Source organism: Nocardioides kongjuensis, from assembly GCF_013409625.1.
In the GTDB taxonomy this organism is placed as follows: domain Bacteria; phylum Actinomycetota; class Actinomycetes; order Propionibacteriales; family Nocardioidaceae; genus Nocardioides; species Nocardioides kongjuensis.
This window is the reverse complement of the sequence record NZ_JACCBF010000001.1, coordinates 1679636-1703138: the sequence shown is the minus strand read 5'-3', so window position 1 is coordinate 1703138 and position 23503 is coordinate 1679636. Positions and strand designations below refer to the sequence as shown.

Genomic DNA, 23503 nt, shown 5'->3' with positions numbered 1-23503 from the left:
CGCGTTCGGGGCTTGTCTCCGGGCCGCCACAGGAGTTACGTGAACCCATGGCGGACAAGCGCGCAGAGAGGCGAGGTGAGCACGACCTCGCGGTAACCGGGCCCGACCAGGTACGCAACGTGGTCCTGGTCGGGCCTTCCCATTCGGGCAAGACCTCCCTCGTGGAGGCCCTCCTCCTGCACACCGGCGCGATCAACCGGGCCGGCAGCACGGCCGACGGGACGACGGTGTGCGACACCGAGGACGCGGAGCGCAGCCACGGCCGCTCCATCTCGCTGGCGGTCGCCCCGCTGGTGCACCGGCGCGTCAAGGTGAACCTCGTCGACACCCCCGGGTACGCCGACTTCGTCGGTGACCTGCGCGCCGGCCTGCGCGCAGCCGACTGCGCGCTGTTCGTGGTCGCGGCCAACGAGGAGGTCGACGAGGCCACCCGTGCCCTGTGGCGCGAGTGCGAGCAGGTCGCCATGCCCCGTGCGGTCGTGGTCACCAAGCTCGATCACCCGCGCGCCGACGTCGACGCCGTCGTCGCGCAGGCCCGCGAGGCGTTCGGCGACAAGGTGCTGCCGGTCTACCTCGCCGGGCCCGACGGCCTGACCGGGCTGCTCACCGGCGAGACCGACGACCCGCGCCGCGGCGAGCTGATCGAGGCGATCATCGAGGAGTCCGAGGACGAGGACCTGATGGACCGGTACGTCGGTGGCGAGGAGGTGGGTCTCGACGTCCTGGTCGCCGACCTGGAGACCGCCGTCGCCCGGGCCAGCCTCCACCCGGTGGTCCCGGTCTGCGCCGCCACCGGGGTCGGGCTGGGCGAGCTGCTCGACCTCTGCGTCGACGGCTTCCCCTCGCCGCTCGAGCACAGCTCGCCCGAGGTGTTCACCCCTGCCGGAGCGTCCGTCGGCCGCGTGTCCTGCGACCCGACGGGGCCGCTGGTCGCCGAGGTCGTGAAGACCGCCGGCGACCCGTACGTCGGCCGGATCAGCCTGGTCCGCGTCTTCTCCGGCACCCTCGAGCCGGACGCCGCCGTCCACGTGTCCGGTCACTTCTCGTCGTTCTTCTCCGCCGACGCCGGTCACGAGGACCACGACGAGGACGAGCGGATCGGCGCCGTCGGACATCCGTTCGGCGCCGCGCAGGTCCCGGCTGCCCGGGTGGTGGCCGGCGACCTCGCCACGGTCGCGCGGCTGTCCCGCGCGGAGACGGGCGACACGCTCTCGGCCGTCGACAAGCCCCTGGTGCTGCGACCCTGGTCGATGCCCGACCCCCTGCTGCCCGTCGCGATCGAGGCGGCCACCCGCTCCGACGAGGACAAGCTGTCCCAGGCCCTGGCCCGGCTGGCCGCGGAGGACCCGAGCCTGCGCGTCGAGCACAACGCCGAGACCGGCCAGCTCGTGCTGTGGGTGATGGGGGAGTCGCACGCCGACGTCGTGCTGGAACGCCTCGCCGAGCGGCACGGCGTGACCGTCGAGCAGCGCGAGCTGCTGGTCCCGCTGCGCGAGTGCGTCACAGGACCGGCGAAGGGGCACGGCCGACACGTCAAGCAGTCCGGTGGCCACGGCCAGTACGCCATCTGCGACATCGAGATCGAGCCGCTCCCCGAGGGCAGCGGCTTCGAGTTCGTCGACAAGGTGGTCGGTGGTGCGGTGCCGCGCAGCTACATCCCCAGCGTCGAGAAGGGGGTCCGCGCCCAGATGGAGCGCGGCCTGCGCCACGGCTACCCGGTCGTCGACCTCCGGGTCACCTTGACCGACGGCAAGGCACACAGCGTGGACTCGTCCGACATGGCCTTCCAGAGCGCCGGGGCGCTGGCGCTGCGCGAGGCGGCCGAGGCTGCCGGCGTGTCCATGCTGGAGCCCTACGACGAGGTCGGCGTCCTGGTCCCCGACGACCTGGTCGGTCCGGTGATGAGCGACCTGAGTGCACGAAGGGCCCGGCTGCTCGGCAACGAGAACGTCGACGGCGGCCGGACCCTGGTGCGCGCCCACGTCCCGCAGCGCGAGCTGGTCCGCTACGCCGTGGACCTGCGGGCCTCGACGCGAGGTGCGGGCACCTTCACCCGCACCTTCGCGCACTACGAGCCGATGCCCGAGGAGCAGGCGCGGCAGGTCACGCCGCGCCTGCACCACCAGGGCTGACTGACGGCCTCCCTACAGGGCGGTGGTGCGGCCCAGCAGGTGGGGCGCACCGTTCTTCGGGTTCACGAGCGTGAAGTCGTAGCCCGCCGCGTTGGCCTCGGCGCCGAACTGCGCCTTGCCCGGCAGGAAGATCGGCTTCTTGAACGCGACCTCGACCTTGACCGCGTCGGGCAGCCGGTTCTCCAGCGCCGCGATGCAGCGGGCCTTGCTCCACATGCCGTGCGCGATGTGGCGAGGGAAGCCCAGCGCCTTCGCGGTCAGCGGGTAGAGGTGGATCGGGTTCCGGTCGCCGGAGACGGCGCCGTAGGTCCGGCCGATGTTCTCCGGGATGCTCCACACGGGGCCCTTGGCCGTGATCGCCTCCAGCTGCATGCCCGGGTCGCCGTTCTCCTTGTCGCCCTTGCCCACGCGCAGGTACGTCGACACGGACTCCCACACGACCTCGTCGCCCACGGTGCCGGTGACGTTCATGTCCCACGCGCGGCCCTTGGTGCTCGCCCGCAGGTTGTCGGCCTTCAGCGACAGCGACACCGTCTCGCCGATCGCGACCGGCCGGTGCTGGACGATCGTGTTCTCCAGGTGCACCGAGCCGATGGCCGGGAAGGGGAACGTCGCGTCGGTCATCAGCTGCATGTGCAGCGGGAACGCCAGCATGTGCAGGTAGGGCACCGGCGCGACGTCGCGGTTCGGGAAGCCGCACACGTCGGCGTACCGCTCCACGGCCGAGCGCTCCACCAGCACGTCGTTGCGCGACAGCGTGAGGTCCGGCAGCGCACCGCCGGTCTTCTTGATGCCGGGCAGCTGGTTCACGCCCGGGACCGCGGGCAGCGCGGCCTTCAGCATCACGGGGAGGGCCATGCCAGCCATGGTCAGGCCCCCAGCATCATCTGGCCGCAGACCCGCACGACGTTGCCGTTGACGGCGGTCGAGGCGGGGGAGGCGTACCAGGCGATGGTCTCGGCGACGTCGACCGGCAGACCGCCCTGGGCCATCGCGTTGAGACGCTGGCCGACCTCGCGGGTCGCGAACGGCACGGCGGCGGTCATCTGGGTGATGATGAAGCCCGGCGCGACGGCGTTGATCGTGATGCCGTCCTCGAGCCTGTCGGCGAGCGAGTCGACGAAGCCGATCACGCCGGCCTTCGACGCGGCGTAGCTGGTCTGGCCCAGGTTGCCGGCGATGCCGGCGATCGAGGCGACGCCGATGATCCGGCCGTTGGCGTTGACGACCTTCTGGTCGAGCAGCTCGGCGGTGATCCGCTCGGGCGCCTCGAGGTTGATCTGCAGCACCTTGCCGAAGCGCTCCGGCGTCTGGTTGGCGAGCTTCTTGTCCATCGTCACGCCCGCGTTGTGCACGACGATGTCGACGCCGCCGTGCTTCTCCTTGAGGTGGTGCGCGATCCGCTGCGGCGCGTCGGCCGCGGTGATGTCGAGGGTGAGCCAGTCGCCGTCGAGCTCGTTCATGACCTTGACCAGCTCGTCGGCGGCCTGCGGGACGTCGAGGCCGACGACCTTGGCGCCGTCGCGGTGCAGCACCCGGGCGATCTCCTCGCCGATGCCGCGGCTGGCGCCGGTGACGAAGGCGACCTTGCCGGCGAGCGGCTGGGTCCAGTCGGCGAGCGCCGAGCCGTGGGTCTCGGCGTGGGTGCCGATCCGGACGACCTGGCCCGAGACGTAGGCCGACTTCGGGCTGAGCAGGAAGCCGAGGGTGGACAGGACCGAGTCCTCGTAGCCGTCGGCCACGTAGACCAGCTGGACGGTGCCGCCCTTGCCGATCTCCTTGCCGAGGCTGCGGGTGAAGCCCTCGAGGGCGCGCTGCGCGATCTCCTCGCTGCCCTCGACCAGGGCGGGCGGCGTACCGATGACGACGACGCGGGCGCAGCTCTTCAGGCTGCGCATGACCGGGGTGAAGAACGCCTGCAGCTCGACGAGCTGCTCGACCGTCGTGATGCCGGTGGCGTCGAAGACCAGGCCCTTGTACTTCTCGCCCTCGGCCTGCGCGCTCGCCGAGTCGATGCCGAGCACGTCGAGCAGGCCCGGCAGGGACTCGATCAGGCGACCGCGACCGCCGACGAGGACGGTGCCGCTGACCAGCGGGTCGCCGGCCTTGTAGCGGTCCAGCTTGGTGGGGTTCGGCAGCCCGAGGTTCTTGACGAGGAGCTTGCCGATCGGGGAGCTCACGAAGCCCTGGTACTTGTCAGTCATGACACCATGTAACTAGATGTGTAACTCTGAGTCCACATTTCGTGATCTCGCCCTCAATCGGTTCTCCGACAGGGCCCCGCTGCGTGAGGATTGATCCATGACCGAGACTGTTCGCCGGGCCGCCGTACTGGGCGGTAACCGCATTCCGTTCGCCCGCTCCAACGGCGCCTACGCCACCGCCTCCAACCAGGAGATGCTGACCGCTGCCCTCGACGGCCTCGTGGCGCGCTTCGGCCTGGAGGGCGAGCGCCTGGGCGAGGTCGCCGGTGGCGCCGTGCTCAAGCACAGCCGCGACTTCAACCTGGTCCGCGAGTCGGTGCTCAGCACCCGTCTCGCCCCCGAGACCCCGGCCATCGACCTGCAGCAGGCCTGCGGCACCGGCCTCCAGGCGATCAACTACATCGCCAACAAGATCAAGCTCGGCCAGATCGACTCCGGCATCGGCGGCGGCGTGGACACCACCTCCGACGCGCCCATCGCGATCTCGGAGAAGCTGCGCAAGAAGCTGATCCAGCTCAACAACGCGCGCTCCACCAAGGACCGCCTCGCGATCCTCTCGACCATCCGCCCCGGCGACATCGGCCTCGCGATCCCGTCCAACGGCGAGCCGCGCACCAAGCTCTCCATGGGCGAGCACCAGGCGCTGACCGCCCTCGAGTGGCAGATCACCCGCGAGGCCCAGGACGAGCTGGCCGTCACCTCGCACCACAACCTCGCGGCGTCCTACGACGAGGGCTGGCAGGACGACCTGATCACGCCGTTCCGCGGCCTCGAGCGCGACAACAACCTGCGCGCCGACTCCTCGCTGGAGAAGCTCGCCAAGCTCAAGCCGGTCTTCGGCAAGGGCGAGGCGGCCACGATGACCGCCGCCAACTCGACCCCGCTGACCGACGGCGCCTCCGCCGTCCTGCTCGGCTCGGACGAGTGGGCCGAGGCCCACGGCCTCGAGGTGCTCGCGTACTTCGTCGACTCCGAGGTCGCTGCCGTCGACTTCGTCAACGGTGCCGAGGGCCTGCTGATGGCGCCGGCGTACGCCGTCCCGCGGATGCTCGAGCGCAACGGCCTGAGCCTCCAGGACTTCGACTTCTACGAGATCCACGAGGCCTTCGCCTCGCAGGTGCTCTCGACCCTCGCTGCGTGGGAGAGCCCGGTGTTCTGCAAGGAGCGCCTGGGCCTCGACGCGCCGCTGGGCTCGATCGACCGCAGCAAGCTCAACGTCAAGGGCTCCTCGCTCGCCGCGGGTCACCCGTTCTCCGCCACCGGCGGCCGGATCGTGGCCAACACGGCCAAGCTGCTCAAGGCCAACGGCGGTGGCCGGGCGCTGATCTCGGTCTGCGCGGCCGGCGGCCAGGGCGTCGTCGCGATCATGGAGCGCTGAGGACCGAGCTCGTCGAGACGGCCCGTCCTCCCTCGTGGGGGACGGGCCGTTCGTTCGTGCGTGCCGGGTCAGGCGGTGACCAGGGCGAGCGCCGAGCGCACCATGTAGGACCGCACCTGGGCCGCCGAGATCTGCCCGACCGTGGGGATCCCCGGCGCGGCCTCGCTGACCAGGATCCCGAGCCGGGCCAGCTGCAGGGCGCCGAGGCCGCTGGCGTAGAGCGCGTTGGCGAGCAGCACCGGGTCGTCGCTCAGGTCGAACGCGCCCTCCTCGACCCCGTGGCTCAGGGTGTCGGACAGGACCGTCAGGCACGAGGTGATCCCGCGCCCGAGCTTGAACAGCGGCCCCTCGGCGATCTCGTCGAGCAGCTCGTCACCGGGCCGCACCATCAGCGCCTGCGCGCAGTCGACGAACGCGGGATGGGCGACGCCGTAGTCGACGAACGCCCCCACGATCCGCTCCAGCTGCTCGCCGGGGGCGCTCCCGCTCGCCGCGGCCGCCGCCATCGCGTCGTGCAGCTCCTCGAGGTAGCCGACCAGGGTGAGCGCGAACAGCTCCTCCTTGCCGGTGAAGTGCCGGTAGACGATCGCGCGGTTGATCCCGACCGCGCTCGCGATCTCCTCGATCTGGACGTCCCGCACGCCCTTGGAGTCGAAGATCTGCCGCGTCGCCGCGATGATCTCCGCCTGCCGTGCCTTCCGACGCGCGGCCGCCGCCTTGCGACGGCCATCGGTGGCTGGTGCGTTGGTCGCCATGACGGAAGTGTACGAGACGTGCAACTCGGTGTTGCAACATCTCCGCGGGACCGAGACGGTGCCGCGGTCAGGGGGTCGCCAGCGCGCGCACCGTCTCGATCGTGTCGGCCTCGTCGGCGGACTTGTCGTCCCGGTACCGCACGACCCGGGCGAACCGCAGCGCCAGCCCGCCGGGGTAACGGGTGGAACGCTGCAACCCGTCGAAGGCGATCTCGACGACCTGCTCGGGGCGGACGGTGACCACCCAGCCGTCGTCCTCGACCTCGAGCTCGCGGAAGCGGGCGGTCTGCCAGGCGAGCATCTCGTCCGTCATGCCCTTGAACGTCTTGCCGAGCATGACGAAGCCGGTGGGCGAGGACGGGTCGCGGGCGCCGAGGTGGATGTTGGAGAGCCAGCCGCGGCGGCGACCGGAGCCGTGCTCGACGGCGAGGACGACCAGGTCGAGGGTGTGGACGGGCTTCACCTTGACCCAGGCCGAGCCGCGGCGGCCGGCGTCGTACGGCGCGTCGAGGGACTTCACGACGACGCCCTCGTGTCCCGACGCCAGCACGGACTCGGTGAAAGCGCTCGCCGCGGGGACGTCGGAGCCGATCCAGCGCTGGACCCGGTGCGCGGCGGGGACCAGGTCCTCCAGCACCTGCCAACGCTCGTGGGCGGGACGGTCGATCAGGTCGGTGCCGTCGAGGTGCAGCACGTCGAAGAAGTACGGCGTCACCACCGACTCGGCGGGGACGGTCGAGGAGGACGTGCGCGAGGCCGTCTCCTGGAAGGGCCGGGGGCGACCGTCCGCAGTGAGCCACAGCGCCTCGCCGTCGAGCACGACCTGGGAGGCGGGCAGGGAGCGGGCGATGGCAACGACCTCGGGCAGGCGCTGGGTGATGTCGTCGAGGCTGCGGGTGGCGACCACGACGTCGTCGCCGTCGCGGTGCACCTGGATCCGGATGCCGTCGAGCTTCGCGTCGACACCCACCGTCCCCGAGCCCGCCTTGGCGATGGCCGCGGCCACGTCGGGTGCGGAGGAGGCGAGCATCGGGAGCACCGGGCGGCCGACGGTCAGGCCGACGTCGGCGAGCGCGTCAGCTCCGAGGAACGCCGCGTCGACGACGTACGTCGACCCGCCGGCCAGCATCGCGGCACGCCGCACCGCGGCGAGCGGCACGTCGGCGGCGACCGCGAGGGCCTCGGTGACGACCGCCTCGAGCGCACCCTGGCGGACCTCGCCGACGGCGACGGCGCGCAGCCACTCCTGCTCGACGGCGGTGGCGCGACCGAACAGGTCCGCCACCGCTGCCGCGCGCAGCCCGACCGAGCCCGGGCCGGCCAGCAGCGACATCGCCTCGAAGGCCGCGTCGACCTCGCGCACCTCGAGCGACGACGCGGGCGCGGGGGAGGGGAGGGCCTGGAGACCGCGCCAGCCGAGCCCGGTACGACGCTGCCGGAGCCGCCCGCTGAGGTAGTGCGCGACCAGGGCCCGCTCGTCGGCGGCCGCAGACACCAGCAGCGAGCTGATCAGCCGGGTCTTCTCCTTGCGCGAGCGCGTCGCGGCGACCTGGCGGGAGACGTCGACGAGGTCGCGGAGCAGCATGGGATCGAGGCCTAGCTGTTCTGACCGGGCAGGTTGGGCACGCGGTCGATGGGTGACTTGCCTTTGAGGCTGGTGTGGCCGCGGTGGTGATTGTAGTGATGCAGCCACTCTGGATAGGTCGCCGCGCGGTCGGCCTCTGAGGTGTAGGGGTGGGCGTAGGCCCATTCCTCGAGCAGGGTCCGGTTGAACCGCTCGACCTTGCCGTTGGTTTGCGGTCGGTAGGGGCGGGTGCGGCGGTGCTTGGTCTGTTTGCCGAGGGCTTTTGCCCACAGGCGTGAGCGGTAGCAGGGCCCGTTGTCGGTGAGCACGGCCTTGACTGTGATGCCGTGCGCGGCGAAGAACACCGTGGCACGTTTCCAGAACGCTGCTGCGGTCTCCTTGCGCTCGTCGGTGAGGATCTCGGAGTAGGCCAGCCGGGAGTGGTCGTCCACGGCGTGGTGCAGGTAGGCGTAGCCACGCGAGGGCGATGCACCGGCGCGGGCTGCGCGATCACGCGCCGCGCCGGCGCGTTGGTCTTGTGCCGAGCCGCGGCCGTGGGCGCGCCATCCACCGCCGTTGGGGATCCGGCCGAGCTTCTTGATGTCGACGTGGACCAGGTCACCGGGCGCAGGGTGTTCGTAGCGGTTCTTGTCGCGTGAGGAGGTCTTGATCCGGGTGCCGGTGGCCGGGTCGGTCCACTTCAACCGTGGGCAGCCGTAGCGGCGCAGGACCTGACCGACGGTCGATGGGTTGAGGCCGAGGTGGTACGCGATCCGGGCCGGTCCCCAGCGTCGGGTCACCCGCAGGTTCACGATCCGACGCTCGGTGCGCTGGGGTAGCCGGTTCGGATTGTGGTGCGGGCGGGAGGAGCGGTCGACCATCCCGGCCTTGCCGGACTCGCGGTAGCGGCTGGCCCACCGCCGGGCGGTCGTGATGCTCACCGAGAACCGTTCGGCAGCTCGGGCATGGGACCAGCGCTTGTCGACGATGAGCTTGGCGAGACGCAGGCGTCCCGCTGGAGTGAGGGTGGCGTTAGCGTGGGTCATGAAGACCTCCGTGGTGAGTGTGGGTGCGTGGTAGCTCCACACCTCACCCGGAGGTCTTCGTCATGGTCCAGCCGACCCGCCGTACCTAACGTCCGTGGTCAGAACACCTAGCGCGTGGCGTCCAGGGAGGCGGCGGTGACGGCACCGTCGATGACGTGCTCGTAGACCTCGTCGAGGTCGAGGTCGGCGTTCGTACCCGACAGGTCGCCGAAGTAGCCGGCGACCTCGAGGGACACGAAGCCGTGCAGGCAGGCGAAGAGTGCCATCGCGTTCTGCAGCAGTCTCTCGTCGGGCAGGCCGGCGGAGCGGCCCATGATGGCGAGCGCCTCGATCGCGTCGAGGGCGGCGGCGTAGAACGCCTCGCGGTCGATCGGCGGCCGGGTGAGGGCGGCGTAGCGCTGCGGGTGGGTGCGGGCGAAGGCGCGCAGCGCGTGGCTCAGCGCGCGCAGGCCGGCGACGCCGGCGTGTCCCATCGCCGCGCCGCGGACGTGGTCACCGAGCAGGCGCATCGCGCGGACCTGGATCAGCGCGCGCAGGTCCTCGAGGTTCGCGACGTGGTTGTAGAGCGAGGAGACCCGGGCCTCGAGCTCGGCGGCGAGCGAGGTCATCGTGAGGGCGTCGTAACCGTCACGGTCGACGAGTGCCTCTGCCGCCTGGAGGACCGCCTCCTGGTCGAGGCGGGCCCGGCGACTGCGGGTCGTGTCGATGCTCAACTGCCCTCCGGAGCCTGGAGAAGAATGTCGGTGGAGAACGAAAGGTATTCGTCCTCGGGTGAGAGAGCCTAGTCTCTCGCGACTCGGAGCGCAGCGACCTGCCCGAGCCCTACAGTGCTCCCGTGACCTCCCCGGACGAACCGGTCGCCGCGGACGCGGAGCGCGTGTGGCTCCCGGGCCGGCCCGTTCCGGTCGGCGCACTGGTGCGTCAGCAGCGCCACGGCGGCGGTGACCCGACGCACCGGTTGGCGCTCGCCGGCCGGCACTGGCGGGCCTCCCGTACGCCGGACGGCGTGGCGACCCTCGCCGTGACCGACCAGGACGCGACCGGGGCGATCACTGCACAGGCCTGGGGGCCGGGCGCGGACTGGGCGATCGCCCAGCTGCCCGCGCTGCTCGGCGAGCTCGACGACTGGTCCGGCTTCGAGCCGCGCCACCCGGTCCTCGAGGAGGCCCGGCGCCACCACCCGCACCTGCGGCTCGGTCGCACCGGCCTGGTCATGGAGGCCCTGGTCCCGGCGATCATCGAGCAGAAGGTCACCGGCCAGGAGGCCTTCGCCGGCTTCCGTGCCCTCGTACGGCGCCACGGCACCCCCGCACCCGGACCGGGCGCAGCGCTCGGCCTGATGGTCCAGCCCGACGCCGAGGCGCTGCGCCGGGTCCCGTCCTGGGAGTGGCTGCGCCTGCACATCGACCCCGCCCGCAGCCGTGCGGTGGTGACCGCAGCCCGGCACGCCGAGGCACTGGAGCGGGCCGCCGGCCTGCCGGGGGAGCAGGCCGAGGCGCGGCTGCGGGCACTGCCCGGTATCGGCGTGTGGACCGCCGCGGAGGTCCGCCAGCGCGCGCTCGGCGACCCCGATGCCGTCTCGTACGGCGACTACCACGTCGCGAAGGACGTGGGCTGGGCGCTGGAGGGTCGGCTGTTCGACGACGCCGAGCTGGCCCGGTACCTCCGCCCCTGGCAGGGCCACCGGGGCCGGATCCCGTTCCTCGTGGCGGCCGCCGGGCTGCACCGTCCCCGTCGTGGTCCGCGGATGGCGCCACGTGAACATCTCGGGGGCCGTGACCAAATTGCGTGATAGGTGTTACACCGAGCAACAGTCAGTCACGGGGGGCAGGCTGCTACCGGTTCCGCCGGTGAGACAGGCAGGGGTGGTTATGCACGAGAGGCGGTTGCCCGGATGAGCGCCGTGGTCGCCGGGGGACGATCCCTCCTCGACAACATGACCGGTCGGTTCCGGGCCGGGGTGGTCACCACCGGGGAGCTGGTCAAGCTCGCCGTGGAGTCCATCCAGTGGGGGTTCTCCGACATCGTCGCGCGCAGGTTCTCGTGGTCGGAGTTCCTGCTGCAGTGCTGGTTCATGACCCGGGTGTCGCTGCTGCCCACGATCCTGGTCGCGATCCCGTTCGGCGTGATCACCTCCGTGCAGATCGGTGCCGCCGCCAACCAGATCGGCGCCCAGTCCTTCATCGGTGCGGTCAACGGCATCGGCGTGCTCCGGCAGGGTGCGCCGCTCGTGACCTCGCTGATGATCGCGGGCGCGGTCGGCTCGGCCGTGTGTGCCGACCTCGGGGCCCGCACCGTGCGCGAGGAGATCGACGCCCTCAAGGTCATGGGCATCTCGCCGATCCAGCGCCTGGTCGCGCCCCGCATCCTCGCGGCCCTGCTGGTCTCGGTCCTGCTGACGATCATCGTGGCGATGACCGCCATGACGACCGCGTTCGTGATCGTCGTCGGTGGCGGCCAGATCTCCTCGGGCACCTACCTCGACTCCTTCGTCGGGCTGGCCCAGCCGGGCGACCTCGTGCTCGCCGAGTTCAAGGGCCTGCTGTTCGGGTTCGTCGCGATCATCGTGTGCGCCCACAAGGGACTCAGCGCCCACGGCGGCCCCAAGGCCGTCGCCGACGCCGTCAACCAGGCCGTCGTGCTCAGCGTGATCATCCTCGCGGTGATCAACGTCGGCCTGACCCAGGCCTACGTGATGCTCTTCCCCGGGGGTGCCTGATGTCCGGGGTGCAGCTCGGTCGCAGCGTCGGAGCCCGGTTCTCCGACGCGCTGGTCGGCATCGCCGACTCGGTGATGAGCACGCTCGCGATGCTCGGCTCGTTCGTCAGCTTCTCCGGCAAGGTCTTCCGCGAGGTCCCCGCGACCATCGCGCTCTACCCCAAGGAGGTGCTGCGCCAGATCAAGGACATCGCCTGGGGCAGCGGTGCCCTCCTCGTCGGTGGCGGCACGGTCGGCGTGATGATCCTGCTGTCCGTCGCGGCCGGCACGTCGATCGGCATCGAGGGCTTCAACGGCCTCGAGATCGTCGGCCTGGCGCCGTTGACGGGCTTCATCTCCGCGAGCGTCAACACCCGTGAGCTGGCGCCGCTCATCGCCGCCCTGGCGCTCGGCGCCCAGGTCGGCTGCCGGTTCACCGCCCAGATCGGCTCGATGAAGATCCACGAGGAGATCGACGCCCTCGAGGTGATGGCGGTCAGCGCCGTGCGCTACGTCTGCACCACCCGCGTCATCGCCTGCATGGTCGCGATCCTGCCGCTCTACCTGATCGGGCTGATCGGCTCCTACATCGCCTCGCAGGCCTCGGTCGTGATCTTGTTCGGGCAGTCACCGGGTCAGTACGACCACTACTTCTCGACGTTCATCCAGGGCAGGGACATCGTCTTCTCGATCGTGAAGATCCTGATCTTCGCCCTGACCGTGGCCCTGATCCACTGCTGGTACGGCATGCGGGTCGGCGGCGGTCCGCAGGCGGTCGGCGAGGCGACCGGCACCGGCATCCGGGCCAGCATCGTCTCCATCGTCCTGCTCGACATGGTCCTCACCCTGGTGTTCTGGGGCGGCGACCCGGGCTTCCGGATCTCCGGGTGAGGTGACGAGATGGCACGAGAGATCTCCCGCAACCAGCTGGCCCGGCGCGGCCTGATCGCGATCGTCGCGCTCGCCGTCATCGGTGCCTTCATCACCTTGCGCAGCAACGGCACGTTCGGCTCCAAGCCGCACGTCAGTGCCGAGGTCGCCAACGCCGGCGGCGCGCTGCGCTCCGGGTCCGACGTCAAGATGAACGGTGTCATCGTCGGCAAGGTCACCCAGATCAGCCGCGCCGCCTCCGGCGGCGTCACCGTCGACATGGAGATGTCGAAGCAGGACCTGGACGTCGTCCCCGGCAACGTCGTGGCACGGATCCTCCCCGCGACGGTGTTCGGTACGACGTTCGTCGACCTCGTCGTCCACGGCAAGCCGTCCGGAGAGCTCAAGGCGGGTGCCAAGGTCCGGGCCGACAGCAGCCAGGAGACCCTGGAGCTGCAGCAGGCCCTCGACGACATCGACCGCCTGGTCAAGGCGCTCGGCCCGGCCGAGCTCGCCTCGGCGATCGGCTCGGCGGCCGAGGCGCTCGACGGTCGTGGCGGCCAGATCGGGCAGACCGTCCGTACGCTCAACGACTACCTCGACCGGATCAACCCGCGGATGCCGCAGGTCCGCGCCGACCTCCAGGCGCTCGCCTCGACGACCCAGCTCGTCAACCAGATCGCGCCCGACCTGCTCGACGCGACCGACGACGTCCTGGTCACGCTGCACACGATCGTCACGCAGGAGGCCGCGATCACCGCGCTCATCAGCGGCGGCACGAACCTTGCGAAGACCTCGCGTGCCTTCCTGAACAAGAACGAGAAGAACCTGGTGGACTTCATCAACGGCTCGGCGGTGCTGCTCGACGCGGTCTACGACAACCGCAAGGCCGGCATCACCGACGCGCTCGCGGTCAACATCCTGCTCGGCACCAACCTGCCCCAGGCGGTCCGCGGTGGCTTCGTGAAGACCGACGGCACGCTGCGCCTCTCGCCGCCGGCCTACTACACCAGTGGCCAGCAGCCGTCGTACCGCACGGGCAGCACCGACCCCGCGGGCGTCGGGCGACTCTGGGGGGAGGGCCGATGACCGGGCTGCGCTCCATCGCGATCAAGTTCACCGCGTTCGCCGTGGTGAGCGGGCTGATGCTGCTCCTGCTGGTCAACACCATGCAGAACGGCGTGCCGGGCGGGACCCACGAGTTCAAGGCCGAGTTCGCCGACGTCAGCGGTCTGCGCGTCGGCGACGACGTCAAGGCGGCCGGTGTCCGGGTCGGCCAGGTCAAGGACATCAGGGCCACGGCCGACGGTGCCGAGATCAAGGTCGAGCTCGTCAAGGAGCAGCCGCTGCTCGACACCACGAAGCTGGTCATGCGCTACCAGAACCTCCTCGGCCAGCGGTACATCTCCCTGATCCAGGGAGCCCAGCGCGGCGCGAAGCTGAAGGACGGCGCGACGGTGCCGATCGCGCGCACCGACCCGGGCTTCGACCTCACGGGTCTGCTCAACGGCTTCCGGCCGCTCTTCAAGGTGCTGCAGCCCGGCGACGTCAACAAGCTCGCGACCTCCCTGGTCAAGGTGCTCCAGGGGGAGGGCGGGACGGTCGAGCAGCTGCTCGCCCAGACCGGCCAGCTCAGCAACTTCCTCGCCGACCGCGACACCGTGATCGGTGAGGTGATGACGAACCTCAAGCCCGTGCTCGACAACATCGCCGGACAGGGCGACGAGCTCTCCAAGACGGTCGTCGAGCTGCGCAAGCTGATGACCGGGCTCGCCGAGGACCGCAAGTCCATCGGTGCCTCGATCGACGGCGTCAGCCGGCTCGTCGGCGCGACCAGCTCCCTGCTCAAGGAGGTCAAGGTGCCCCTGACCAGGACGACCGACCAGCTGGTCACGGTCGCGGACATGTTCGAGAGGTCCCGAGGGAGCCTGGTGCAAGCGATCCCGGCGTTCACGACCGTCTTCGAGTCGCTCGGCCGGGCGACGTCGTACGAGAACGCGCTCAACGTCTACGTCTGCTCGCTCTCCGTGGCGCTGACGGCGAACAGCGCGGGCATCAACCCGGTCGGCAACAACGGCCCGTGGTCGGCGGCGTGCCGATGAAGCCCATGAACGAGCGCAACCCGCTGCGCGTCGGCATCGTCACCCTGGTCGTCATCGGCCTGGTGGCCGGACTGGTCATCTTCCTCAGTGTCAGCACCTTCGGCACGAAGAAGTACACCGCGCTGCTCGAGCACACCGCCGGGCTGCGCAAGGGCGAGGACGTCCAGGTGCACGGCGTCATCTCCGGCAAGGTCACCGGCATCGAGATCCAGGACGACCACGTCCAGGTGACCTTCGCCCTCGACTCGGACATCTCGCTGGGCGACCGGTCCACCGCGACGGTCAAGGTGGCGACCCTGCTGGGCACCCACTACCTCGAGGTCGACCCCAACGGCACCGGCAGCCTGGCGGGCAACCGGATCCCGCTCGACCGGACCTCGGTGCCCTACAACCTGCAGGACGTGATCGAGAAGGGCACCGACGCCCTCGACGAGCTCGACCCCGAACTGCTGGCCAAGGCCCTCACCGCGATGGCCGGCACCCTGGGCGCCAGCCAGGACGAGATCGGGCCGGCCCTCGAGGGCGTGGCGCGGCTCTCCGAGGTCGTCTCGAAGCGCTCCGACCAGGTCGGCGACCTGCTGGCCTCGACCCGCAAGGTGACCGACCAGCTCTCGGCCAGCAGCCAGGACATCGTCGGGCTGATGGAGCAGACCAACCTGGTCGTCAGCGAGATCACCGCCCGGCGCGAGGCGATCCACCGCCTGCTCGTGGAGACCACCGACCTGTCCAAGGCGCTGACCGCGATCGTGAAGTCGACCAACGGCAAGCTCAAGCCGGCGCTCAAGGACGTCAAGGCCGTGCTCGACACCCTCAACAGCCAGGACAAGCAGCTGACGACGCTGCTGGAGAACATGGCGCCCGCCGTCCGGTACGTCGCCAACGCGACCGGCAGCGGTCCCTACCTCCCGCTCTACCTGAAGCCCCCCGCGATCCCGGCCGACGACACCACCTGCAAGCTGGAAGGGACGTGCCAGCGATGAACCGGGCACCCAAGACCAGGCGCGCCGTGCGTGCCGCCGGGGCGGCCGTTGCCGCCCTCGCGGTCCTGCTCACCACCGGGTGCGGCGTCGTCGGTGGATCGGACACGATCACCGTCAAGGCGTACTTCGCCGACTCCGCGGGCCTGTTCGTCGGCAACGACGTGGGCGTGCTCGGTGTCACCGTCGGCAAGGTCACCTCGATCAAGCCGGACGGCGACAAGGTGCTCGTCACGATGGAGGTCGACTCCGACCAGCCGGTGCCGGCCGACGCCGGCGCGGTCGTCGTGGCCCGCTCGGTCGCGACCGACCGCTACGTCGAGCTGACGCCCGTCTACCACGAGGGCGACGAGAAGCTCGCCGACGACGCGACGATCGCGCTCGACAAGACGCAGACGCCGGTCGACTTCGACCAGGTGCTGGAGTCCCTCAACGACTTCGCCACGGGCATCGGCGGCAATGCGGAGACGACCAAGGCCGTCCAGCGCTTCATCGACGCCGGCACCCAGGCCCTGCAGGGCCGCGGACCGCTGCTCAACCAGACGATCCACTCGCTCGCCAACGGCGTCGACGGGATCGCCACCCACCGCGAGGACATCGCGGCGACGCTGAAGTCGCTCGACGTGCTGCTCACGACGATCTCGGCCAACGAGGACACCGCGCGCACCTTCATCCAGCAGGTGTCGCAGGCCTCCCAGCTGCTCGCCGACGAGCGGGGCAACTTCCAGCAGGCGCTGCGCTCGCTCGACGAGGCGGTCACCACGGTCGCGAAGTTCGCCGTCGACAACCGTCAGTCGATCGTCGACAGCCTGGACGGCTCGACCACGCTGATGAAGACGTTGCTGAGCAAGCAGGACCAGCTCGCCGAGATCCTGCGGGTCATGCCGCTGGCCCTGCAGAACCTGCGGATGATCCAGGGCGACCGGCTCCCGGTCCGGATCGACCCGCTGATCCTCGACCCGCTGGGTGGCGTCCTGCAGCAGCTGTGCAAGGGCCTGCTCGGACCGCTGTGCAGCGTCATCAACGGCACGCAGCCGGGAGCGTGAGGGGAGCGATGACTGCGATGAAGCTGACGGCACGCACGACCGCCGTACGGACCGCCCTGGTCGCGCTCCTCGCGCTGGCGCTGGGCCTGCTGTCCGCGTGCGGCACCACCATGCGCGACCTGCCGATCCCCGGGACGGGAGTCTCGGGCGACACCATCGAGATCCAGGCCCAGTTCGACGACGCCCTCAATCTCGCCGTCGGCGCGCCGGTCAAGGTCAACGGTGTCGACATGGGCAAGGTGAAGTCGATCGAGGCCGACGACTTCACCGCCCGCGCGACGCTGACGGTGAAGAAGGACGCCGAGGTCCGTGAGGGCGCCCACGCGCGGCTTCGCTACACCACGCCGCTGGGCGAGCTGTTCGTCGACGTGACCAACCCTGCCGACGGCACCGTGCTGGCCGACAAGGCCGTCCTGGCCCGGGAGAACACCACGACGGCCCCCTCGGTCGAGGACGCACTGGCCCAGGCCTCGCTGCTCATCAACGGCGGCGGCCTCGACCAGCTGCAGACGGTGACCGAGGAGCTCAACACCGCGCTCAACGGCAACGAGGCCGACTACCGGGCGCTGCTCGACAAGGCCTCGGTGTTCCTCACCCAGGCCAACTCGACCACCCAGGCCATCGACAGCGTGCTGACCTCGATGAACTCGCTCTCGACCACGCTCAACGGGCGCAAGAAGACCATCAACCGGGCACTCAAGGACATCCGCCCGGCGGCGAAGGTGCTGCGGGAGAAGACCCCGGCCTTCACCGAGCTGCTGGCCGAGGTGGAGAAGTTCAGCGGCGCTGCCAACGACACGGTCACCAAGACCCGCCAGCAGCTGCTCACCATGCTCAGCGAGCTCGAGCCGGTGCTGGCCGAGTTCGCCGCCAACAACGGCACGTTCGAGAAGTCGCTGCAGGCCGTGATCAAGGCGTCCGGCTCGGCCGACGCCGTGATCGGGACCGACTACCTCAACATCGCGCTCGAGCTGCACGTCGACAACCTCAACGTCAACGGCCTGCTCACCGGGACCGTCAACGGCATCGTGACCGACCTGCTCGGCCTGATCGGGCTCGACAAGCTGCTCCCGAACCTGCCCCTCCTCGGCGGTGGCAAGACAGGAGCCAAGGCCGGCGCCAAGGGCGGCGGTACGCCGGCCACCGGCGGCACGGGCGGTGGCACGGGTGGCGGGACGGGAACCACGAACACCGACCCGCTCGGACTCAACGGCCTCCTCGGAGGCCTCTTCGGACGGGGGGCCTGAGGTGCTGAAGCTGCTGGGCAACAAGCTCTACCTGAGCCTCGCGGGCATCATCGTCGTGCTCATCGTGACGACGGCGTACATCTTCTCGGCGGTCCTCGACCAGCCGCTCACGTCGCGACCGGTCGAGGTCAAGGTCCAGCTCGCGCAGACGGGCGGCCTGTTCGAGGGCTCGGTCGTCACCTACCGCGGCATCAAGGTCGGCAAGGTCAAGTCGATCGTGCCCACGGCCGAGGGCGTCGAGGCCACCGTCCGCATCACCGACGGCACCCAGGTCCCGAAGGACTCGCTGGCCCGGGTGCGCAGCCTCTCGCCGGTCGGTGAGCAGTACCTCGACTTCCAGCCCAAGCAGGTCAAGGGGCCCTACCTCGCCACCGGGGACGTCGTCCCCGCGACGTCGACCGACCTGCCGAAGAGCCTGAGCTCAACGGTCGTCGCGGTCAACAACGTGCTGCGCCAGATCGACGACAAGAAGCTGAGGATCGTCCTCGGCGAGCTCAGCACCGGTCTCAAGGGGACCGGTGACGACCTCGGCCAGATCCTCGACCAGGGCACCGCGATCCTGCAGACCCTCGACGAGGTGTGGCCCGAGACCGACCGGATCATCAGCAACTCCGGAGACGTGCTGTCGATCGCGACCGACAACGCCGACTCCCTGCGCCGGCTGGCGACCTCGGCCAAGCAGTTCGCGAGGTTCCTGCGCAACTACGACCCGGAGCTGCGCGACCTCCTCAAGCGAGGACCGGGCCAGGTCGACGAGCTGCTCAAGCTGGTGAAGGACGCCGACGCCGTGCTGCCCGGGTTCTTGTCGACCGGCGTCAGCTTCACCGACGTGTTCCGCTCCTACGAGCCGCACCTGCGCGCGCTGCTGCAGAACTACTCGCCGGGCCTGCAGTCCCTGCTCTCGAAGGTCCAGAACGGCGAGCTGCGCATCGAGATCATCCCCGACATGGACCCGCGCTGCGACTACGGCACGACCCGCCTCGACCCGAAGCGGACCGAGCGGCGGCCGCTGCAGAAGGACGGTCGCTGCGCGGCCTCCTTCGCCACGCTGCAGCGCGGCGCGGCGCACGCGCCCGGCCCGGTACGGTGACCCGCGTGGTGCGAACGAAGCGAACCCTGCGCAGCCGAGGTCCGCTGGCCCTGCTGTGCGCCCTGCTGCTCGCGGTGGGCCTCCTGGCCGGCGGCTGCGGCTCCAGCGGTGACGACGAGGCCCTGAAGGACGCCCTGGCCAAGGTCGACGAGCTCACCGCACGCAACGACGCGGAGAAGGCTGCGCTCGATGCCGCCAAGAAGCTCCTGGTCGAGATCACGTCGTACTCCTGGAAGGACGGGGAGCACGACTTCGCCTGGGTCGACAAGATCGCCAACGCCGAGCTCAAGGACAAGCTGGCGCCCAACGTCGGCGACCTGCAGAAGGCGATCGTCGACGGCAAGGTCACCGCGAAGGGACAGGTCGTCGACGCGGCCGGCCGGGTCGTGGACGACACCCAGGTCGAGGTGCTGGCGTTCGTCGACCAGGCGATCACCGACGACAAGAACACCGACGTCAAGATCGAGGAGCAGCGCGTCAGCATGACCATGAAGCTCGTCAAGGGCGAGTGGCTGGTCGACCGGCTGGACCTGCTCAGCGGCACCAACGGCGGTGAGGGTGCGCAGTAGCGTCGGGACCCACCCACTAGATTGACGCGCGTGGCGAACGACGACGGGGACTCGCTGGCCGGCCTGAGGACCGTGCTGCGGCGCGTCCTGCTGACCCTGGTCGGCATCCCGTTCGTCGTCGCCATCGCGATGTCGCTCGTCGACTCCTACCGGCGGCGCGGCAAGCGGCCCAAGCCGTTCCCGACCACCGCCCCGCGCACGGTCGCCGTGGGCGACGGGGACGTGACGACGTACACCTTCGGTCGCGACCTGTACGACGACATGCTCGCCGCGATCGAGGGCGCCCAGCGCCAGATCCTCTTCGAGACCTACATCTGGAAGGGCGACGCGACGGGGGAGCGGTTCAAGCGCGCGCTGATCGCGGCTGCCGAGCGCGGCGTCGACGTCTACTGCATCTACGACGGCTTCGCGAACCTCGTGGTCTCACCGGCCTTCCAGCGCTTCCCGTCGAGCGTGAAGGTGCTGCGCTACCCGGTCTACACGGCCGGCTGGCGGTTCTTCGACCTGCGCCGCTACGGGCGCGACCACCGCAAGATCCTGGTGGTCGACGACAACGTCGGCTTCGTGGGCGGCTACAACATCGGCTCGGCCTACGAGTCGGAGTGGCGCGACACCCACGTCCGGATCACCGGGCCCGCGGTGTGGGACCTCAAGCGGGCCTTCGCCGACTTCTGGAACCTCAACCGGCGCCGCCGGCTACGCACCTCCGAGCGACCGCTGCTGCTCGAGACCGCCTCCACCTGGGAGCCGCGGGTCCGGGTGCAGCGCAACGTGCCGCGGCTGTGGATGTTCCCGATCCGCGCGATGTACATCGAGGCGATCAACCGGGCCAGCCGCAACGTGTGGATGACCCAGGCCTACTTCCTGCCCGACGAGGACTTCATCGACGCGGTGAAGGCCGCGGCCCGGCGCGGGGTCGACGTACGCCTGCTGCTTCCGCTCAAGTCCAACCACATCGTGGCCGACTGGATCTCCCGCGGTCACTTCACCCAGCTGCTCGACGCCGGCGTGCGGATCCTGCGCTACCGCGACGCGATGGTGCACGCGAAGACCGCCACCGTCGACGGCACCTGGGCGACGGTCGGCACCGCCAACATCGACCGGCTCAGCCTGACGGGCAACTTCGAGATCAACGTCGAGATCATCGACGAGGGCTTCGCCCGGGAGCTCGAGGAGATCTTCGAGGTGGACCAGTCGAACTGCCTCGAGCTGACCAGCGGCGAGTGGGAGGCACGCGACGTGCACCGCAAGTTCACCGAGGCGGTGCTCGCCCCGCTGCGGCCGCTCTTGTAGGGGCGGGTCGGGGCTGGTGCGCTTCGCTCGCGCATGTCGGGCGTCGTGGGGGTGCGCATGACGTTCGGCTGAGCCTCGTCGCGCGCGCCGCGTTGCCTGGACGAAGCGGAGCGAGCGCCAGCGAGCGCAGCGGAGGAAGGCGACGCGCGAAAGCGCGCGCGACATGCGAGCGCTTTGGCGCGTGGTCTTCCCTCGCTGCGCTCGCTCGTTCCTCGCTCGCTCCGCTCGGTCCAGACCACGTGGGGCGCCCGACGGCCTTCGGCTGTGCGTCGTGGGGGTGCGCATGACGTTCGGCTGAGACTCGTCGCGCGCGCCGCGTTGCCTGGACGAAGCGGAGCGAGCGCCAGCGAGCGGAGCGGAGGAAGGCGACGCGCAAAAGCGCGCGCGACATGCGCGAGCGCAGCGAGCGCCATACAGCATTGACGAACACCACTGTTCGTGAAACTCTGCGGCGCATGGCGACCCTGCCCCGCGGCCGGCACGGGCTGAGCCGTGCCGAGGTGGCGGCCGACCAGCGCGAGCGGATGTTCCGCGCCCTCGCGGCGGCGATGACCGAGCGCGGGTACGTCGCGACCCCGGTCGCCGAGATCATCAGGCGAGCCGGCGTCTCGCGCGAGACCTTCTACCAGCACTTCGGCTCGAAGCAGGAGTGCTTCATCGCGGCGTACGCCTGGGCGACCGACGCGCTGAGGACCGGCTTCGCGGCCGGGATCGCCGGCTCCGGCACGCCGCTGGACCGGTTCTCCGACCTGCTCGGCCGCTACCTCGCCGCCCTCGCCGAGGACCCCGGCCGGGCCCGGCTCTTCCTCGTCGAGGTCTACGCCGCCGGCCCCGAGGCGATGCGGCGGCGGGTCGAGGTCCAGCGGGAGGCCGCTGCGGTGCTCGCCGAGATCTTCTCGGCGGACGACGCGCAGGCGCAGTTCGCCTGCGAGGCCCTGCTCGCCGCGGTCGTCCAGATGGTGACCACCCGGATCACCCTCGACGAGCCGGCGTCCCTGGCAGGGCTGCACCGGCCGCTCGTCGCCCTCGCGGCGTCGCTGTTCTCGAGCTGACAACCGATCAGGAGAAGTCCATGTGGTTCCGTGCTCCCGTCCGTGACCTCGCCGGCAAGCAGGTCCTGGTCACCGGTGCCGCCTCCGGCATCGGTCGCGCCGTCGCCGAGCAGGCCGCCGACCGCGGTGCCGTGGTGCACCTCACCGACGTGCAGCCCGACCGGCTCGCCGAGGTCGCCGACGCGATCCGCGCACGCGGCGGCACGGTCGGCACGGCCGAGGTCGCCGACGTCTCCGACCACCAGCAGGTGCGCCGCCTCGCGGCCCACGTCACCGAACGGGCCGGCGCGATGGACGTCGTCCTCAACGTCGCCGGCATCGCGATCTGGGGCACGGTCCGCAGTCTCGAGCCCGAGCACTGGCAGCGCCTGGTCGACGTCAACCTGATGGGCCCGATCCACGTCATCGAGGAGTTCGTGCCGCCGATGATCGACGCGGGCCGCGGTGGGCAGCTGGTCAACGTCTCCTCCGCCGCGGGCATCATCGCGATGCCGTGGCACGCCGCCTACAGCGCGACCAAGTTCGGCCTGCGCGGGGTCTCCGAGGTGCTGCGCTACGACCTGCGCAAGCACCGGATCGGGGTCAGCCTGGTCTGCCCGGGAGGGGTCGACACCGGCCTGGTCGAGACCATCCGGATCGCCGGTGTCGACCAGCAGAGCAGGGCGTTCGTCCGCGCCCGTCGCCGCTTCCAGAAGCGGGCGGTCTCGCCCGAGCAGGCCGCCACCGCGATCTGGAAGGGCGCGCTGCGCAACCGCTACTGGGTCTACACCTCGTCCGACATCCGGCTCGTCCACTGGCTGCAGCGCTGGTTCCCGCCCGGGTACGCCGTGGCGATGCGCGCGTTCAACTACGGCGCCAACCGGGTGCTGCCCGCCGTCGAGCAGGCCCGTCGGACGGAGGCGGCGTGAACCGCCCGGTCAGCGGCGCGCGGATCACGCCCGGCGGCTGGCGCGAGGTCGGTCCGTTCGTGGCGGCCTTCGCCCGGATCGCGGGGAGGGTGCAGGGCACCGAGCCGCCGGCCGTCTTCTTGACCCTGGGCCGGCACCGCCGGCTGTTCTGGGGCTGGCTGCACTTCGCGGGCCGGTTGATGCCCGGCGGCCGGCTGTCCCGGCGCGAGTCGGAGCTGGTCATCGTGCGGGTCGCGGCCCGCCGCGGCTCGGCGTACGAGCTCGAGCAGCACCGCCGCCTGGCGCGCCGGGCCGGGTTGTCGCGCGAGGAGGTCGCGGTGGTCGAGGCCTTCGGCGAGCACCCGGGGCTGAGCGAGCGCGAGCGGCTGCTGCTGCGCGCGAGCGACGAGCTGCTCGCCGACCAGGACCTGTCCGACGACCTGTGGACCGCGCTGGGGGAGTCCTTCGAAGACCGCGAGCGGATCGAGATCGTGATGCTCGTGGGCCACTACGCGATGCTCGCCACCGCGCTGCACGCGCTGCGGGTCCAGCCCGACCAGCCACGGTGAGGGGAGTGTCGGCGCCCCCTCGTAC

The 23503-nt window shown here is 70.6% G+C and carries 22 protein-coding genes; 16 read left to right on the top strand and 6 right to left on the bottom strand.

Annotated elements, in window-relative coordinates; translation table 11 throughout:
- Positions 1 to 47: 47 nt before the first annotated feature.
- Positions 48 to 2132, top strand: a complete 2085-nt coding sequence (locus BJ958_RS08245; protein ID WP_179726390.1) for an elongation factor G-like protein EF-G2 — start codon at positions 48 to 50, stop codon at positions 2130 to 2132.
- Positions 2133 to 2144: 12 nt separating this feature from the next.
- Here BJ958_RS08245 and BJ958_RS08240 read toward each other — a convergent pair whose 3' ends face one another.
- Together BJ958_RS08240 and BJ958_RS08235 are read right to left on the bottom strand one after the other, a co-directional pair.
- On the bottom strand, positions 2145 to 2990 hold the full coding sequence (locus BJ958_RS08240) for a MaoC family dehydratase (RefSeq protein WP_246319021.1): 846 nt from the start codon (positions 2988 to 2990) through the stop codon (positions 2145 to 2147).
- Positions 2991 to 3001: 11 nt separating this feature from the next.
- On the bottom strand, positions 3002 to 4336 hold the full coding sequence (locus BJ958_RS08235) for a 3-oxoacyl-ACP reductase (protein ID WP_179726388.1): 1335 nt from the start codon (positions 4334 to 4336) through the stop codon (positions 3002 to 3004).
- Between the two features lie 97 nt (positions 4337 to 4433).
- Between BJ958_RS08235 and BJ958_RS08230 the strand changes: the two genes are divergently transcribed.
- Positions 4434 to 5714: an acetyl-CoA C-acetyltransferase gene (locus BJ958_RS08230; RefSeq protein ID WP_179726387.1), complete on the top strand. Its 1281-nt coding sequence runs from the start codon at positions 4434 to 4436 to the stop codon at positions 5712 to 5714.
- A gap of 68 nt (positions 5715 to 5782) precedes the next feature.
- On the opposite strand, the gene BJ958_RS08225 is transcribed toward BJ958_RS08230, so the two are convergent.
- The 4 genes from BJ958_RS08225 to BJ958_RS08210 form a co-directional block, all read right to left on the bottom strand.
- Positions 5783 to 6469, bottom strand: coding sequence for a TetR/AcrR family transcriptional regulator (locus BJ958_RS08225; RefSeq protein ID WP_179726386.1), 687 nt, complete (start codon positions 6467 to 6469; stop codon positions 5783 to 5785).
- A 67-nt stretch (positions 6470 to 6536) separates the two neighbouring features.
- Positions 6537 to 8054 (bottom strand): ATP-dependent DNA ligase, encoded by a 1518-nt coding sequence (locus BJ958_RS08220; RefSeq protein ID WP_179726385.1) that lies wholly within the window; start codon positions 8052 to 8054, stop codon positions 6537 to 6539.
- Positions 8055 to 8065: 11 nt separating this feature from the next.
- Complete coding sequence (locus tag BJ958_RS08215) at positions 8066 to 9079, bottom strand: IS481 family transposase (RefSeq protein ID WP_179726384.1); 1014 nt, start codon at positions 9077 to 9079, stop codon at positions 8066 to 8068.
- A 107-nt stretch (positions 9080 to 9186) separates the two neighbouring features.
- Complete coding sequence (locus BJ958_RS08210) at positions 9187 to 9792, bottom strand: TetR/AcrR family transcriptional regulator (protein ID WP_218865645.1); 606 nt, start codon at positions 9790 to 9792, stop codon at positions 9187 to 9189.
- A gap of 122 nt (positions 9793 to 9914) precedes the next feature.
- Here BJ958_RS08210 and BJ958_RS08205 point away from each other — a divergent pair, with 122 nt between their 5' ends.
- The 14 genes from BJ958_RS08205 (at position 9915) to BJ958_RS27715 (ending at position 23478) form a co-directional block, all read left to right on the top strand.
- Positions 9915 to 10871 (top strand): DNA glycosylase family protein, encoded by a 957-nt coding sequence (locus tag BJ958_RS08205; RefSeq protein WP_179726383.1) that lies wholly within the window; start codon positions 9915 to 9917, stop codon positions 10869 to 10871.
- Between the two features lie 102 nt (positions 10872 to 10973).
- Entirely contained in the window at positions 10974 to 11798 is an 825-nt protein-coding gene (locus BJ958_RS08200) for an MlaE family ABC transporter permease (protein WP_179726382.1), read from the top strand.
- Positions 11798 to 12667, top strand: a complete 870-nt coding sequence (locus tag BJ958_RS08195; RefSeq protein WP_246319020.1) for an MlaE family ABC transporter permease — start codon at positions 11798 to 11800, stop codon at positions 12665 to 12667. The genes BJ958_RS08200 and BJ958_RS08195 overlap by 1 nt, the downstream gene beginning before the upstream one ends.
- Before the next feature lie 9 nt (positions 12668 to 12676).
- Entirely contained in the window at positions 12677 to 13735 is a 1059-nt protein-coding gene (locus tag BJ958_RS08190) for an MCE family protein (RefSeq protein ID WP_179726381.1), read from the top strand.
- On the top strand, positions 13732 to 14748 hold the full coding sequence (locus BJ958_RS08185) for an MCE family protein (protein WP_179726380.1): 1017 nt from the start codon (positions 13732 to 13734) through the stop codon (positions 14746 to 14748). The genes BJ958_RS08190 and BJ958_RS08185 overlap by 4 nt, the downstream gene beginning before the upstream one ends.
- 5 nt (positions 14749 to 14753) lie before the next feature.
- Entirely contained in the window at positions 14754 to 15728 is a 975-nt protein-coding gene (locus tag BJ958_RS08180; RefSeq protein ID WP_179726379.1) for an MCE family protein, read from the top strand.
- Positions 15725 to 16771, top strand: a complete 1047-nt coding sequence (locus BJ958_RS08175; protein ID WP_179726378.1) for an MCE family protein — start codon at positions 15725 to 15727, stop codon at positions 16769 to 16771. The genes BJ958_RS08180 and BJ958_RS08175 overlap by 4 nt, the downstream gene beginning before the upstream one ends.
- An 8-nt stretch (positions 16772 to 16779) precedes the next feature.
- The gene (locus tag BJ958_RS08170; protein WP_179726377.1) at positions 16780 to 18018 is read left to right on the top strand and encodes an MCE family protein; all 1239 of its coding nucleotides are present in this window, start codon (positions 16780 to 16782) and stop codon (positions 18016 to 18018) included.
- A gap of 1 nt (position 18019) precedes the next feature.
- Entirely contained in the window at positions 18020 to 19108 is a 1089-nt protein-coding gene (locus BJ958_RS08165) for an MCE family protein (RefSeq protein ID WP_179726376.1), read from the top strand.
- 5 nt (positions 19109 to 19113) lie between these two features.
- A complete protein-coding gene (locus BJ958_RS08160) occupies positions 19114 to 19677 on the top strand; it encodes a hypothetical protein (RefSeq protein ID WP_179726375.1) in 564 nt (187 codons plus the stop codon).
- Positions 19678 to 19707: 30 nt separating this feature from the next.
- Positions 19708 to 20970: a phospholipase D-like domain-containing protein gene (locus BJ958_RS08155; protein WP_273516305.1), complete on the top strand. Its 1263-nt coding sequence runs from the start codon at positions 19708 to 19710 to the stop codon at positions 20968 to 20970.
- A 455-nt stretch (positions 20971 to 21425) separates the two neighbouring features.
- Complete coding sequence (locus BJ958_RS08150; RefSeq protein WP_179726374.1) at positions 21426 to 22022, top strand: TetR/AcrR family transcriptional regulator; 597 nt, start codon at positions 21426 to 21428, stop codon at positions 22020 to 22022.
- A 20-nt stretch (positions 22023 to 22042) separates the two neighbouring features.
- Positions 22043 to 22930, top strand: coding sequence for an SDR family oxidoreductase (locus BJ958_RS08145; protein ID WP_179726373.1), 888 nt, complete (start codon positions 22043 to 22045; stop codon positions 22928 to 22930).
- Positions 22927 to 23478: a carboxymuconolactone decarboxylase family protein gene (locus tag BJ958_RS27715; RefSeq protein ID WP_179726372.1), complete on the top strand. Its 552-nt coding sequence runs from the start codon at positions 22927 to 22929 to the stop codon at positions 23476 to 23478. The genes BJ958_RS08145 and BJ958_RS27715 overlap by 4 nt, the downstream gene beginning before the upstream one ends.
- Positions 23479 to 23503: the final 25 nt, after the last annotated feature.

What these genes read in the sequence shown, in the direction of transcription:
- BJ958_RS08245 (WP_179726390.1), top strand. Translation starts at nt 48, where the DNA reads ATGGCGGACAAGCGCGCAGAGAGGCGAGGTGAGCACGACCTCGCGGTA.
- BJ958_RS08240 (WP_246319021.1), bottom strand. Translation starts at nt 2,990, where the DNA reads ATGGCCCTCCCCGTGATGCTGAAGGCCGCGCTGCCCGCGGTCCCGGGC.
- BJ958_RS08235 (WP_179726388.1), bottom strand. Translation starts at nt 4,336, where the DNA reads ATGACTGACAAGTACCAGGGCTTCGTGAGCTCCCCGATCGGCAAGCTC.
- BJ958_RS08230 (WP_179726387.1), top strand. Translation starts at nt 4,434, where the DNA reads ATGACCGAGACTGTTCGCCGGGCCGCCGTACTGGGCGGTAACCGCATT.
- BJ958_RS08225 (WP_179726386.1), bottom strand. Translation starts at nt 6,469, where the DNA reads ATGGCGACCAACGCACCAGCCACCGATGGCCGTCGCAAGGCGGCGGCC.
- BJ958_RS08220 (WP_179726385.1), bottom strand. Translation starts at nt 8,054, where the DNA reads ATGCTGCTCCGCGACCTCGTCGACGTCTCCCGCCAGGTCGCCGCGACG.
- BJ958_RS08215 (WP_179726384.1), bottom strand. Translation starts at nt 9,079, where the DNA reads ATGACCCACGCTAACGCCACCCTCACTCCAGCGGGACGCCTGCGTCTC.
- BJ958_RS08200 (WP_179726382.1), top strand. Translation starts at nt 10,974, where the DNA reads ATGAGCGCCGTGGTCGCCGGGGGACGATCCCTCCTCGACAACATGACC.
- BJ958_RS08195 (WP_246319020.1), top strand. Translation starts at nt 11,798, where the DNA reads ATGTCCGGGGTGCAGCTCGGTCGCAGCGTCGGAGCCCGGTTCTCCGAC.
- BJ958_RS08190 (WP_179726381.1), top strand. Translation starts at nt 12,677, where the DNA reads ATGGCACGAGAGATCTCCCGCAACCAGCTGGCCCGGCGCGGCCTGATC.
- BJ958_RS08185 (WP_179726380.1), top strand. Translation starts at nt 13,732, where the DNA reads ATGACCGGGCTGCGCTCCATCGCGATCAAGTTCACCGCGTTCGCCGTG.
- BJ958_RS08180 (WP_179726379.1), top strand. Translation starts at nt 14,754, where the DNA reads ATGAACGAGCGCAACCCGCTGCGCGTCGGCATCGTCACCCTGGTCGTC.
- BJ958_RS08175 (WP_179726378.1), top strand. Translation starts at nt 15,725, where the DNA reads ATGAACCGGGCACCCAAGACCAGGCGCGCCGTGCGTGCCGCCGGGGCG.
- BJ958_RS08170 (WP_179726377.1), top strand. Translation starts at nt 16,780, where the DNA reads ATGACTGCGATGAAGCTGACGGCACGCACGACCGCCGTACGGACCGCC.
- BJ958_RS08150 (WP_179726374.1), top strand. Translation starts at nt 21,426, where the DNA reads ATGGCGACCCTGCCCCGCGGCCGGCACGGGCTGAGCCGTGCCGAGGTG.
- BJ958_RS08145 (WP_179726373.1), top strand. Translation starts at nt 22,043, where the DNA reads ATGTGGTTCCGTGCTCCCGTCCGTGACCTCGCCGGCAAGCAGGTCCTG.